The sequence below is a fragment of the Oscillospiraceae bacterium CM genome (assembly GCA_022870705.1).
Taxonomy (GTDB): Bacteria; Bacillota; Clostridia; order Oscillospirales; family Oscillospiraceae; genus Sporobacter.
Map to the genome: position 1 here is coordinate 1,216,571 of CP072107.1, position 12,664 is coordinate 1,229,234.

Genomic DNA, 12,664 nt, shown 5'->3' on the forward strand with positions numbered 1-12,664 from the left:
CTTTTTTATCGCCGTCATTAATTTGAGTCGTCGTCGTTTTCCTCATCGTCGTGATCGCTCGGCTTATTCGTTGACCGTGTTGCTTTTTCGTCCTCGTTATGCTTTTGACTGTTCTGTTCGGACTTGGCGTGATTTTTCTCGGTTTCTCCAGAATTTTCATGCTTATCGGTATTGCCTGGTTTCTCTGTTTCAATCGCATCGTCGGTATTCGTCACGGCGGGGGACTCATCCGGCGTCTCATCTGTGTCTGATGATTCTGATTCGTCCGCGTCCTGTCCGTTTTGATGCTGTTCGCGCTTGAGCTCAGTGTATTTTTTTTGGATCTCCGTCACCGAAGCATCTTTGTAGTCTTCCACTTTGATCGTCGGGTCCAGCGCCTGAAGCTTTTCTATCAGGTTGAGTTTGCCCGGCGTGATACCAAGCGCAAGGGCTCTGTCCCGGCGGGCCAGACCGATTGCCTCTGCTTGCACGGCGGCTGTATTGTTTTCGCCCGATACGGCGTCCTCCGCACCCTCTTTGGCTTCCTCCTGCAATTGCTCCGCCGTCTTATCGTTATTTGACTCGGCCGTGACGGCAATCAGTGTTGACCCGTCATCCATGATAAAGCCGTGATCAGAAGCCGATACAACAAGCTGTTTGACGGCCTCGCCGACATCGAGGTTCACGAGCGACAATCCTTCTATAATCGTTTTTCCATCGTCGTTGTACGGCGTCACGCTGACGACGACGCCGAAGGCGTTGATACCCAGCTCGACGCTGGGGTTGATGTCAACGCTGACGTAGGACGTCGGTGTCTTGTAATAGGCGTAAGCGCCGGCCGGTAGGGCGCAAAAAAGCACAGCGGCGCACGCCACGGCAAAAATCCTTTTTAAAATACGCTTGTTGCCAGTACCGGCTACAGGTGTCAACGGGACGACAGCGCTTTGACTTTTGATAAAGGCCGCTGTGTCACTTTTTAACAGCGCGTCGGCCGATACGCCTGAGAGCGCTTTTTGAAGTGCGTTCATGTCTAATCCTCCAATTTTATTTTAAGCAGCGTCTTTGCCCGGTGAAGCTGCGAATAAATCGTATTTTCGTTTCTGTCTAATAAACCTGAAATTTCAGAAACCGTATAGCCCTCATAATAAAAGAGATATATAACATCCTTGTACTTCTTTGGAAGCGAGAGTACTGCTCGTAAAACCTCATGATCCGTTTCATCCTCTGTTGTTAAATCAAAATCTTCAAGATATAGAACATTTTTTCGAAAGAAACTCTTATGTAAATCTTTGCATTTGTTTATGGCAACACGAAGAAGCCATGCCTTTTCATGGGCTTCACTGTCAAATATTTTGTTACAGCGCAAAAGCTGCAAAAACACTTCCTGAAAAATATCCTCAACGTCGTCGCGGTTTTTCAGATGGAGAAACGTCACACGACGAATCATGTCGGCATATTTATCAATCGCCCGGACGACATAATCGCTTGTATCGAAAGTTTTTTGATCCATCGTTTTACCTCTCTGCACTTAAAACGATTCGGCAGGCCGAATCCTTGCACCAGTTACAAAATTTTTAAAAATTTCAGCCGACGTCATAACGCCGGCTGGAATGAATGATATTTTAGTTTATTTCGCGAGCAGGTCCTGCATGTCGTAAATGCCCGGCTTCGTGATACCGGCGATGAATTTAGCGGCCTTGACAGCGCCCGCGGCAAAAACGTCACGCGAATAGGCCGTATGCCTGAGCTCAATGACCTCGTCAAGCCCGGCGAATATAACGTCGTGCTCACCCACAATCGTCCCGCCGCGGACCGAAGAGATGCCGATTTCGCGGTCGCCGCGCGGTTGCCGGACACTCTGCCGTTCGTAAATATAAACGGGATCATAGGGGAGGGCGCTTTTCGCGGCGTCGGCAAGCATCAGCGCCGTGCCGCTCGGGGCATCAACCTTGCGCCGGTGATGGCGCTCGACAATTTCAACGTCGAAGCCCGTACCGAGAAACGGCGCCGTGCGGCGGATGAGATCCATGAGGAGATTAATACCGATGGACATGTTGCCGGATTTAAAGACCGGTATTTTTTTGGCGGCGTCACGCACCATGTCCAGCTGGGCTTCCGAGTAGCCCGTCGTGCAGAGGACGACGGGGAGTTTTTTATGCGTGCAGCAGACGAGCAGGCTCTCAAGCGCTGCCGGGTTTGAAAAATCAACGGCGACATCTGCCTGTCCGCCGAATTCCATCGGATCGGCGTAGACAGGGAAGACGTCCGTTTTCGTCGTGTTGACGTCAAAGCCGGCGACGATCTCAATATCGCCTTCCGCCCGTGCCAAACGAGCGACAGTCTTTCCCATATACCCGTTACAGCCCGATATGACCATCTTTAGCATATGCGTTGTCTCTCCCTCTTTTTATTGAATGAGACCATGGCGGCGTAGTGACGCGCTGAGCTTTTCGAGATTCTGCGGTTCCATCTCGCACAGCGGCAGCCGCGGTATACCAACATCCATACCCATCAGATTCATGGCCGCCTTGATGGGGATGGGGTTTACCTCAATGAAAAGGCGGTCAATGAGCTCTAAGTACTCTAGCTGCAAGGAAGCGCCGCGCCTGAAATCGCCGTCGAGGCAGGATTTTGTCATCTCCGCCATCACGCCGGGGATAATGTTGGCGGCAACGGAAATAACGCCCTTCGCGCCGAGCACCATCATCGGGACAACCTCGTTATCGTTACCGCTCCAGATGTTCATGTCGTCACCGCAGGCGGCAAGCGTTGTCGTGAGGAGTGAGAAGCTGCCGGAGGCCTCCTTGATGCCGTTGATATTCGGATGGCGGGAGAGCTCCTTATACGTGTCGGCCGTGAACGTCACGCCGGTGCGGCTGGGAACATTGTAGAGAATAATCGGCGTTGAGACGCGGTCGGCAATAAATGTGTAGTGCTTGACAAGCCCGCGCTGCGTGGCCTTGTTGTAGTAGGGCGTCACGAGCAGCAGCGCGTCAGCCTTTGACTTCTCGGCTTCGAGGGACAGCTGGAGCGCCGCCATCGTGTCATTGCTGCCGGCACCGGCGATGACCTTCACGCGCCCATTGACGTGACGGACACAGAAGTCAACCGCCTCAATGTGCTCGTCAATGCTCTGCGTGGAGCTCTCGCCGGTTGTGCCGCAGATGGTGATGGCGCTTGTGCCGCCCGCTATCTGAAAATCAATGAGCGCACCGAGCTTTTGAAAATCAATCTTGCCGTCTCGAAACGGCGTTATAATGGCAACGGACGAGCCGGTAAATACAGGTGTCTTCATGGTTATAAAACCTCCTTATTTGGCTGTGATGTACCCCTCGGCGCACAGAAGCTCTGCCATTAAAACGGCACCGCCCGCCGCACCGCGCAGCGTGTTGTGGCTGAGGCATACAAATTTATAATCGTATTGCGTGTCTTCCCGCAGGCGGCCGACAGAGACGGCCATGCCGTTTTCCAACATCCTGTCAAGCTTCGTCTGTGGTCTGTTGTCTTCCTCAAAATAGTGCAGAAACTGCTTTGGGGCCGAGGGAAGCGAGAGCGCCTGGGGGCGGCCGCTGAACGACGCCCATCTGGCGCGGATTTCCGCAATGGTCGGCTTTTTGTCGAAAGTCATAAAGACGGCCGCCAAGTGCCCGTCGGAGGCGGCCACGCGGATGCACTGCGCCGTGACTGACGGGAGCGTGGCTGCTTTGATTTCGCCGCCGTCAACGCAGCCCCAGATTTTCATGGGCTCGCGCTCTGATTTTTCCTCCTCGCCGCCGATGTAGGGAATGACATTGTCAATCATTTCGGGCCACGTCTCAAATGTTTTTCCGGCGCCCGATATCGCCTGATAGGTGCACACGAGCACTTTCTTTAGCCCGAATTCGTTCTTGAGGGGGTGCAAAGCGGGGACGTAGCTTTGCAGGGAGCAGTTAGACTTGACGGCGATAAAACCCCGCTTTGTCCCCAGCCGTTTTCGCTGACTGTCAATCACTTCAATGTGCTCGGGGTTAATCTCCGGCACAACCATCGGGACGTCTGGCGTCCAGCGGTGGGCGCTGTTATTGGAGACAACGGGGCATTCAGCCCGCGCGTAGGCTTCTTCTAAGGCTTTGATCTCTTCTTTTTTCATATCAACGGCGGAAAAGACAAAGTCGACCTTGTTTGCAATGTCGTGAACATCCGTCTCAGCGCATAAAACGATCAGATTTTTTGCGCTCTCCGGTAGCGGCGTCGTCATGGCCCAACGATCGGAGACGGCCTCTTCATATGTTTTTCCGGCGGAACGCGCGCTGGCTGCGACAACCGTCAACTCAAACCACGGGTGATTTTCCAGCAGGGAAACAAAACGCTGCCCAACCATGCCCGTTGCGCCGATCACGCCGACTTTATACTTATTCATCGTACCCACACCTCAATAAAATGTATTCGTGCGCCTTCATAAATACCGCTAAAATTATCCAGCCTAAAAAAATGAATCAGCAGGCTAGTCAACCGGCTGATTTTGTAATATAATGTCGCCATTAAATAGACGGCAATATTTCAAAAGCAGTCAGCTCTCCACCTCGTTCAAGGTGACAGTCGCCGGGCTGTTAACCCGAAAACCAGGAGTGCCGCTTCCGATAGCGGCCGTCCTTCGGCGGTCATTCCTTTCACGGCAGGTCTTCGGCAAAACCGGACGCCTCGCCGCCGCTACTGATAAGGACCGCGCCTCTGCGCTTAATAATAATTATATATATTAACACAAGATTATTTTTGTGTCAATAAAAACGCCTGCTGTTTCAGCCGGTTTCTGGTCTTTTATCATGTAGGCCGCTTTTACTGAAAGGTTTTGGAATGAAGAATGTTTTAAGGCGCTTATTTCATTTGATATTGTCTGCGGTGATTTTAATATCTGCAGCTGTTTTACAGACAGCACAGGCCTACACGCCGCCGTTTACAACCGTGAAAGTCGGTTTATACTACGGTTCAAGCGCCCTGTCTTCGGCCAATCTCCAGAATGTGACGGGGGCCGGCAGCGGCTATCAGTTCGGCACGCTCGACGGCAGTCGCCAGTTTGTACCGCTTGGCGTATCGACGGCAGAAACAAAACTGACTGTTTTGCGTGACCGGAACATGGTCTATGACAGCGCGGTCAATTGTTATACGCCCGGCTCCGCCGGTACCATTGTTGTCGGCTGCTACCACGTCCAGCTCAATACATCGTATGCGACATTTGCCAGTGCGCAAGCGGCGGCAGCCGCGTATGTGAAAAGCTTCGTAAAGTATTCATGCGGCAGCTTTTACGTCTGTATCGGCGAATTCATTTCCCAGGATGAAGCCGCTTCATACATAACAGCCAACAGTATTCAAAATGCCGCCGTCACATCCGGTACATCGAATACCGTCACCGTCGTTAAAACAGGGACGGATACAATCCTCTTTGAGTTTGAAAACGGCACAACGTCTTATCTCGTTATTTTTCCGCTGTCTAGCGGCGGCGCCAAATGCCAGACGTGGTTTAAAGGTTATAAGTATTATGGCGGCTTTCAGTACTCCCGGCCATCCGGCGGTGATTTGACCGTTATTAACTGCGTCAATATTGAAGATTACACAAAGGGCGTTATCCCATATGAAATGTCGAACACGTGGCCGGTTGAGGCCTTAAAGGCGCAGGCCGTCTGCGCGCGGACATATGTACTGGCCAACATCGGCAAGCACTCGGGCTTCGATGTCTGCACGACGGAGGATTGCCAGGTTTACCGCGGCGTCAGTTTATCCAACGCCACGACGGACGCGGCCGTTGACCAGACGGCCGGGAAGTACCTGACGTATAACGGCCAGCTGTGCGTCGCTTTTTACTCCTCCTGTGACGGCGGCGCGACGGAAAACAGCGAAAATGTGTGGGCCTCAGCCGTGCCGTACCTACGCGGCGTCGCCGACCCGTATGAAAAGAACATCACGTCTATTGCCTCCGGCTATTACTGGACGGTGACGTATACCTCCAGCAGCATCACGCAGCGCCTGCGCAGCAAGGGGTATAACTGCTCGACAATCGTCAGCATGGCTGTGACGCAGACGACGGCCGTCGGCAATGTTTACAAGGTCACGCTGACAGACGATACCGGCAAGACCTTTACGTTTACTAAAGGGGAGAGCGTCCGCTCGGCCCTCGGCGTCAGCTCTATTCATTTTACGATCACGACAAGCGGCTCGGACGACTTGTACGTCAACGGCTCCGGCAGCGTGCTCACGGGCGAGCAGGAGACGTACTATGCCGTCGGCGGCAGCGGCGTTCCGGCGCTATTGGGGCAGGGCCAGCTGTATGCTGTGGACGGCTCTGGTAGCACCGTTCCTGTCGGCGGCGAGTCGACGGACAAGACGTTTGTTATTTCCGGCGCGGGAAAAGGCCATAATGTCGGCATGAGCCAGTGGGGCGCTTATTCCATGGCCAAGTACTACGGCAAGACATATGACCAGATTTTAACGTTTTATTTTACCGGGGTTACCGTTGGATGAAGAAAAGCGACTTCTATTTTGACCTCCCGCCGGAGCTGATCGCGCAAACACCAGCTGCCGAGCGCGATTCCTCCCGGCTTTTAACGCTTGACAAGGTTTCGGGCGATCTCGCACACCGCCATTTTTATGACCTGCCATTGCTTTTAAAAGAAGGGGACTGCCTCGTTATAAATGATTCCCGCGTTATCCCGGCACGCCTATATGGCAGGCGGGAACACGGCGGCGCCGTTGAAGTCGTTCTGCTGCGTGACAGGGGTGGCGGTGTCTGGGAATGCATGACGCGCCCGGGCCGAAAAACGCGTGCGGGGACGGCGCTTTCTTTTGGCAATGGTGATTTAACAGCCGTTGTAACGGGTGAAATTGACGGCGGCAACCGCCTATTGACATTTCAATACGACGGTATTTTTATGGAAGTACTTGAGCGCCTTGGCAAAATGCCCCTGCCGCCCTATATCCATGAAGAACTCACCGACACCGAGCGTTACCAGACCGTCTATTCCCGTGTTTTGGGATCGGCAGCCGCGCCGACGGCCGGGCTTCACTTCACGCCGGCACTTTTGGAATCTGTCAAAGCGCGCGGTGTTACAATTTGCGCCGTGACGCTTCACGTCGGTCTCGGCACGTTTCGTCCCGTTAAATCGGAAGAGATTGAAGACCACGTGATGCACGCGGAATATTGCGAAATATCGCAGGAGACGGCCGACATCGTGAACAAAACGCGGCGGAGCGGCGCGCGCGTTATTGCCGTTGGCACAACGTCCTGCCGGACGCTGGAGTCCCGCGCCGAGGAAGACGGAACGCTCGCGCCATTTTCAGGCTTTACAAACGCCTTTATTTATCCGGGCTACTGCTTTAAGTGCGTTGACGCACTCATCACAAATTTTCATCTGCCGGAGAGTACGCTTTTGATGCTTGTCTCGGCTCTCGCCGGGCGTGAGCATGTATTAAACGCCTATGAGACGGCCATTCAAGCGCGCTACCGCTTCTTCTCGTTTGGCGACGCGATGTTCATCAGCTGACTGGACGTTTTAAGCAGCGGCAAGCATTTATTTGTTCAATAAATCGGAGATATTATGTTTAAACGCCATAAACAAGAAGGCCGCGCGCGGCTTGGAGAACTCACAACGGCGCACGGCGTTGTGATGACGCCTGTTTTCATGAACGTCGGCACGCAGGCGGCCATCAAGGGCGGTCTCTCGTCGGAAGATTTGGAAAACATCGGCTGTCAGGTCGAATTGTCGAACACATACCACCTCCATATTCGCCCCGGTGACGCGCTCATTAAAAGTCTCGGCGGTTTGCATCCTTTTATGGCTTGGGACAAGCCGATCCTCACCGACAGCGGCGGCTTTCAGATTTTTTCACTTTCCGGGCTCCGAAAACTCTCTGAGGAAGGCGTCGCGTTCCAGTCACATGTCGACGGGCGCAAAATCTTCATGTCGCCGGAAGACTGCATGCGCATTCAAAGCAATCTCGGGTCAGACATCGCCATGGCGTTTGACGAGTGCGTTGCCATACCGGCTGCCTACGACTATGTGAAGGCCTCCTGCGCCCGAACGTCCCGCTGGCTCGTCCGCTGCCGCGACGAGCTCAAAAGGCTTTCAGAAAGTTCTCATGTTATCAACCGCGGGCAGCTGCTCTTCGGTATTAATCAAGGCGCCGTTTTCCCCGACCTGCGCATTGCCCATATGCAGGAGATTGCCGCCCTCGACTTGCCGGGGTATGCCATCGGCGGCCTTGCCGTCGGTGAAAGCGTCAGCGAGATGTATGAAACGATTGAGACGGTGGAGCCTTTTATGCCGGCCGATAAGCCGCGCTACCTGATGGGCGTTGGCACCCCCGTCAATATTATTGAGGCCGTCGCCCGCGGCATCGACTTTTTTGACTGCGTAATGCCGGCGCGAAACGGCCGCCACGGCCACCTGTTCACATGGTCCGGCATTATCAATATCCATAACGAAAAGTATAAGGCGGATGATGGCCCCATTGACGGCGACTGCGCGTGTCCTGTCTGCCGCCGCTATTCGCGTGCGTATCTGCGCCATCTCTTTAAGTCGGGCGAAATGCTGGCGCTCCGGCTCTCTGTTCTCCATAACCTTTATTTCTACAACACGTTAACCGCCCGCATCCGGGACGCTCTGAAGACGGATACATTTGACGCTTTTCGGGCAAAATATGCTGAAATCCTTGACAAACGCCTTTAAGCCTATATTTATACTTGCTTTTTTTTGGCGCGGCACGTATAATGCAAGCATTACGTTCATGGAGGTACATTATGGAATTTTTTGCTTCACAGTATGGCTCGATCGCAATGATCGTTGTCCTTGTTGTCGTTTTTTATTTCTTCATGATTCGCCCAGAAAACAAGAAGAAGAAAAAGCTCAAGGAAATGCGCGATACACTTTCCGTCGGTGATGTCATCACGACAATCGGCGGTTTTATCGGCAAGGTTGTCTCCGTCACAAATGACACCGTCACGTTTGAAACGAGCGAGGACAGGGTTCGCGTTCAGGTTGCCAAATGGGCCATTTCAACGGTCGGAAAAGCCACGGAAGAACCACCGAAATAATAAGCTTCTCGTCAGTCATTTTGAGCCCTCTGTGCGAATAGGATGTTGTACAAACTATTTGCACGGGGGGCATTATCATGCGTAAAAACGACAATCAAATGAGCCCGGCACGTCAGCTGGCCGTCAGTGTTGTCCTTGGCGCTGTCGTCGGCATTGCCGCCATATTGATCCTGTTTGCCGGTCTCGCCGCACTTATTGTATCTGGCACTGTGCCGGAAAACCTGATGGTTGCGATTGTTTGTGCCGCGGCATTTGCCGGGGCGCTTATCGGCGCATTTGTTGCCGGCAGGCGTAACAAAAGCCGTATTGTCGTCGTCGGTGCACTCGTCGGGGCTGTCTTATTCGGCCTCACGCTCCTGGGAGCCTCATTGAACGAAAACGGCAGCCTCATCAGCTCGCGAACGCCTGTTTATCTTGCCGTCTTTTTATTGGGCGGCGTGCTCGGCGGCGCGCTTAATATGAAAAAAACACATCACAAGCGTGCGTAATTGTCGAAATTGAACGAGACTGTTTTCAACCAAAAATGCTCTAAAGCGTTTCGAGAGATTGACATAACTGTTTCATTCCGTTCTATATATAGGCGCATTCTAAGCATGCGTCCTATATATAGTTCTTTTGTTATTATTTGTTTCTTTTGCAGCCTGTATATTCAATGTTTACATAATCTAATCGACATAATAAATGGACATAATTAACAAACTTTCGAAATATCCACTGTCATCCTTGATTCTTGAGCCTGTTTGTACTATAGTGTTTTTACTGTTAAGATTTCAACGGCAGCTCATGCGCAAAAGCATGGCATTTTTTTCAGTCTTGTCCCATATTTTATATGGGGTGATTGACTTGAACAAAAGATTCTTTGTTTTGTCGCTTCGGGCGGACAGAACACAAAGCACCGGCCTTGTCTTTTGTGCCGTCCTGTTTATCTGCGGCGCGATTGCCGGTACCGTTTCAGCCGGTCTTATTCACGACGGGACAACGCTCCGTCATTATCTGGAGAGCTATCTATCCTCGTTTTCAGGCGCATCGGCATCAAAGCCAGCGCTTTTTTCAGCTGTTGTGACGAATTTTAAATACCAGCTGCTGACCGTTTTCTTCGGTTTATCGGTATTCGGCGTTGTCTTGATCCCGCTTCTGTCGGCAGCACGCGGCTTTTTTCTCTGCTTCTCAGTCTCCGCCATTGTCCGCCTGTTCGGCGGCCGAGGCGTTTTGCTATCACTGTCGATTTTCGGCATGAACACGCTTTTGACGCTCCCGTGTTTCTTTATCATCGCACTCACCGCCTATTCAGCCTCCCTGTCGCTGCTCAAGCGGGCTCTTCCGGGTTCTTTAAAGCCGGCCGCTGAGCTTGTGGACAGGCGCATGCTGCTCTCCTGTGGTCTGTGCTTTATAGTATTATTTTTCACAGCGGTGGTCGACACATATTTGACGGCGCACCTGATTGCGCTTACCGCTTCGCATATTACTTCATGACGGGAGGTACAAGACGTGCTTGAATCTGTTTCCTTAAGCGATTTTCAAATATATCTGACGGATGAGAAGCAGGCGTCTAAGAATACGATTTCATCCTATATGCGGGATATCAATCAATTTCTCATGTATCTCGAAACAAAAGGTTATACCTCTTTATCGGGTGTCGACAAGGGGGATGTGGAGCGGTATATTGACTGGCTGACGAAAAACGGCAAGTCGACGGCGACAATATCGCGCTCGGTCGCGTCACTTAAGTGTTTTTTCAATTTTCTGACGGCGGCTGGACGTCTGTCCGGCAACCCGATCTATAATATCGAAACTGTCAAAACGGTTAAAAAGCTCCCGCAGATCTTGACGAGCAGGGAAGTAGAGCTTTTATTAGAGCAGCCGGAATGCACCGATATGAAGGGCTACCGCGACAAAGCGATGCTGGAGCTTCTTTATGCAACAGGTATTCGCGTCAGTGAACTCATATCGCTCAATGAAGATGATATCAATCTCTCAACCGGTCTTATCGTTTGCCGCAACAACGAAAAAGAGCGGATGATCCCGCTTTATCCGGCGGCGATCAAGGCGCTTGCCGATTACATCACGCTCGTACGCCATCAGATGCTCGCGCTGCCGACGGAAGTGGCCCTCTTTGTCAACATGAGCGGCGAGCGCATGTCGCGTCAGGGCTTTTGGAAGATCATTAAGCACTACCAGGAGAAAGCCCGGATCGAAAAAGAAATCACGCCGCACACGCTGCGCCACTCCTTTGCCGCGCATTTGCTGGAAAACGGTGCGGATATCCGCTCATTACAGGAAATGCTGGGCCATGCCGACATCTCGTCGACTCAGGTGTATACGCAGCTTGTCAAAAAGCAACTCAAGGATGTCTACAACAAGTCGCACCCTCGTGCATAACCGCAGCTGCGGGACCATATTCTTCTTCAATTTGTCATACTGAGCCGTGCAAAGAGGCACTGATAAATGCCGGGTAAAAACCCGGCATTTCACGTTTCTTCGGCAGCGGCCTCAGCATGATCTTTTTATTTTTGTACGGGGTCATTTGACGGCTCCAAAAGCATTTGAATCAGGCGGTTATAGACGGACTCGGCATTCTGCGCAAAGCCTTTTTCAAGCGTGCGCGCCTGCTGTTCGGTTGAAGCATACAGCTCCATCGACACAAGGTCACTCACACCGTCTGACAGTGACAGTCGCACGGAATAGCCGCCTTTGCGCCGTATAGCATGGCTCGTTGAAATCATCGATTTTCTATTGAGCCGAAAGCGCATGTCGGCAGCGCTGTGCTCTGCCTTGACGCGAACTGAGAACGGCAGGCTATTCTCCGTGATTTCACCGTTTTGAACGCCCTTTTCCGTCAGGGTGTACGTATGCCCGTCCGTCTGTAGGTGTGCCGTTTCAACAAGCTCTGTGACGCATTCGGCAAAATCAAAATAGCTGATGCCCTCGTCACACAGCGTGAGGTCGCTGAGCGTTTCCATAGTGACCGGTTCGGGGAGCCGCCGCAAAATAAACAAAATCAGAATTTTGATATCCAGCTTGTCCCGTATAAACCCGAGCCGCTCGTCCATGATGATGCCGTCCTTCTCTTTTTTGTCTATTATAATACAACTGTTCCGCTGCGTATAGCTTTTTTGTGTCGCGAAATAGCGGTCAGTCTGTGTCATCGCTTTTCGATGGAAAAACGGCAGCCGGTTCATGAACCGGCTGCCATGCTTTTTTATCTGTCGAAGCTTGGGTTGACGGCGTAAACGTTTTTCTGGTTCTGCCGCTCGGTGACGAGGCGGAGCGCCTCGCCAAACCGTTGGAAATGGACGATTTCGCGCTCCCGCAGAAACCGGATGGCGTTATTAACGTCCGGGTCGTCTGAGAGCCTTAGGATATTGTCATACGTTTTGCGCGCTTTCTGCTCGGCAGCCATATCCTCTGTAAGGTCGGCGATGGTGTCGCCGGATACCTGCATCGTCGCGGCTGTCCACGGTGTGCCGGAGGCAAATTGCGGATAGACGCCCGCCGTGTGGTCGACGAAATAGCCTTCCATCCCAGCTGCTTTAACGTCTTCCACCTTCATGTTCCGCGTCAGCTGGTGGACGATAGTGCCGACCATCTCGAGGTGGCCCAGTTCCTCCGTACCTATTTCGT

The 12,664-nt window shown here is 52.4% G+C and carries 14 protein-coding genes; 7 read left to right on the top strand and 7 right to left on the bottom strand.

Annotated elements, in window-relative coordinates; genetic code table 11:
• Window positions 1-17: 17 nt before the first annotated feature.
• From IZU99_06050 to asd, 5 genes are all read right to left on the bottom strand, one after another.
• The gene (locus IZU99_06050; protein UOO36848.1) at window positions 18-1,007 is read right to left on the bottom strand and encodes a hypothetical protein; all 990 of its coding nucleotides are present in this window, start codon (window positions 1,005-1,007) and stop codon (window positions 18-20) included.
• Window positions 1,008-1,009: 2 nt separating this feature from the next.
• Window positions 1,010-1,489 carry a sigma-70 family RNA polymerase sigma factor gene (locus tag IZU99_06055; GenBank protein UOO36849.1) on the bottom strand — a complete coding sequence of 160 codons (480 nt, stop codon included), beginning with the start codon at window positions 1,487-1,489 and terminating at the stop codon, window positions 1,010-1,012.
• Window positions 1,490-1,606: 117 nt separating this feature from the next.
• Complete coding sequence (locus IZU99_06060; GenBank protein UOO36850.1) at window positions 1,607-2,365, bottom strand: 4-hydroxy-tetrahydrodipicolinate reductase; 759 nt, start codon at window positions 2,363-2,365, stop codon at window positions 1,607-1,609.
• A 21-nt stretch (window positions 2,366-2,386) separates the two neighbouring features.
• Entirely contained in the window at window positions 2,387-3,274 is an 888-nt protein-coding gene (locus IZU99_06065; protein ID UOO36851.1) for a 4-hydroxy-tetrahydrodipicolinate synthase, read from the bottom strand.
• A 15-nt stretch (window positions 3,275-3,289) separates the two neighbouring features.
• Entirely contained in the window at window positions 3,290-4,378 is a 1,089-nt protein-coding gene (asd, locus tag IZU99_06070; GenBank protein UOO36852.1) for an aspartate-semialdehyde dehydrogenase, read from the bottom strand.
• A 542-nt stretch (window positions 4,379-4,920) separates the two neighbouring features.
• On the opposite strand from asd, the gene IZU99_06075 reads away from it, so the two are divergent.
• The 7 genes from IZU99_06075 (at window position 4,921) to xerD (ending at window position 11,422) form a co-directional block, all read left to right on the top strand.
• Window positions 4,921-6,474 carry a SpoIID/LytB domain-containing protein gene (locus IZU99_06075; protein ID UOO36853.1) on the top strand — a complete coding sequence of 518 codons (1,554 nt, stop codon included), beginning with the start codon at window positions 4,921-4,923 and terminating at the stop codon, window positions 6,472-6,474.
• A complete protein-coding gene (gene queA / locus IZU99_06080) occupies window positions 6,471-7,493 on the top strand; it encodes a tRNA preQ1(34) S-adenosylmethionine ribosyltransferase-isomerase QueA (GenBank protein UOO36854.1) in 1,023 nt (340 codons plus the stop codon). The genes IZU99_06075 and queA overlap by 4 nt, the downstream gene beginning before the upstream one ends.
• Before the next feature lie 54 nt (window positions 7,494-7,547).
• Window positions 7,548-8,678, top strand: coding sequence for a tRNA guanosine(34) transglycosylase Tgt (gene tgt / locus IZU99_06085; protein ID UOO36855.1), 1,131 nt, complete (start codon window positions 7,548-7,550; stop codon window positions 8,676-8,678).
• 71 nt (window positions 8,679-8,749) lie between these two features.
• Window positions 8,750-9,043, top strand: a complete 294-nt coding sequence (yajC, locus tag IZU99_06090) for a preprotein translocase subunit YajC (GenBank protein ID UOO36856.1) — start codon at window positions 8,750-8,752, stop codon at window positions 9,041-9,043.
• A 77-nt stretch (window positions 9,044-9,120) separates the two neighbouring features.
• On the top strand, window positions 9,121-9,531 hold the full coding sequence (locus IZU99_06095; protein UOO36857.1) for a TIGR04086 family membrane protein: 411 nt from the start codon (window positions 9,121-9,123) through the stop codon (window positions 9,529-9,531).
• 355 nt (window positions 9,532-9,886) lie between these two features.
• Complete coding sequence (locus tag IZU99_06100; GenBank protein ID UOO36858.1) at window positions 9,887-10,516, top strand: stage II sporulation protein M; 630 nt, start codon at window positions 9,887-9,889, stop codon at window positions 10,514-10,516.
• 15 nt (window positions 10,517-10,531) lie between these two features.
• Entirely contained in the window at window positions 10,532-11,422 is an 891-nt protein-coding gene (gene xerD, locus IZU99_06105; protein ID UOO36859.1) for a site-specific tyrosine recombinase XerD, read from the top strand.
• A gap of 125 nt (window positions 11,423-11,547) precedes the next feature.
• On the opposite strand, the gene IZU99_06110 is transcribed toward xerD, so the two are convergent.
• Entirely contained in the window at window positions 11,548-12,093 is a 546-nt protein-coding gene (locus tag IZU99_06110; protein UOO36860.1) for a DUF4364 family protein, read from the bottom strand.
• A 149-nt stretch (window positions 12,094-12,242) separates the two neighbouring features.
• Window positions 12,243-12,629 (bottom strand): manganese catalase family protein, encoded by a 387-nt coding sequence (locus tag IZU99_06115; GenBank protein UOO36861.1) that lies wholly within the window; start codon window positions 12,627-12,629, stop codon window positions 12,243-12,245.
• Window positions 12,630-12,664: the final 35 nt, after the last annotated feature.

What these genes read in the sequence shown, in the direction of transcription:
- IZU99_06050 (UOO36848.1), bottom strand. Translation starts at nt 1,007, where the DNA reads ATGAACGCACTTCAAAAAGCGCTCTCAGGCGTATCGGCCGACGCGCTG.
- IZU99_06055 (UOO36849.1), bottom strand. Translation starts at nt 1,489, where the DNA reads ATGGATCAAAAAACTTTCGATACAAGCGATTATGTCGTCCGGGCGATT.
- IZU99_06060 (UOO36850.1), bottom strand. Translation starts at nt 2,365, where the DNA reads ATGCTAAAGATGGTCATATCGGGCTGTAACGGGTATATGGGAAAGACT.
- IZU99_06065 (UOO36851.1), bottom strand. Translation starts at nt 3,274, where the DNA reads ATGAAGACACCTGTATTTACCGGCTCGTCCGTTGCCATTATAACGCCG.
- asd (UOO36852.1), bottom strand. Translation starts at nt 4,378, where the DNA reads ATGAATAAGTATAAAGTCGGCGTGATCGGCGCAACGGGCATGGTTGGG.
- queA (UOO36854.1), top strand. Translation starts at nt 6,471, where the DNA reads ATGAAGAAAAGCGACTTCTATTTTGACCTCCCGCCGGAGCTGATCGCG.
- tgt (UOO36855.1), top strand. Translation starts at nt 7,548, where the DNA reads ATGTTTAAACGCCATAAACAAGAAGGCCGCGCGCGGCTTGGAGAACTC.
- yajC (UOO36856.1), top strand. Translation starts at nt 8,750, where the DNA reads ATGGAATTTTTTGCTTCACAGTATGGCTCGATCGCAATGATCGTTGTC.
- IZU99_06095 (UOO36857.1), top strand. Translation starts at nt 9,121, where the DNA reads ATGCGTAAAAACGACAATCAAATGAGCCCGGCACGTCAGCTGGCCGTC.
- IZU99_06110 (UOO36860.1), bottom strand. Translation starts at nt 12,093, where the DNA reads ATGGACGAGCGGCTCGGGTTTATACGGGACAAGCTGGATATCAAAATT.
- IZU99_06115 (UOO36861.1), bottom strand. Translation starts at nt 12,629, where the DNA reads ATGGTCGGCACTATCGTCCACCAGCTGACGCGGAACATGAAGGTGGAA.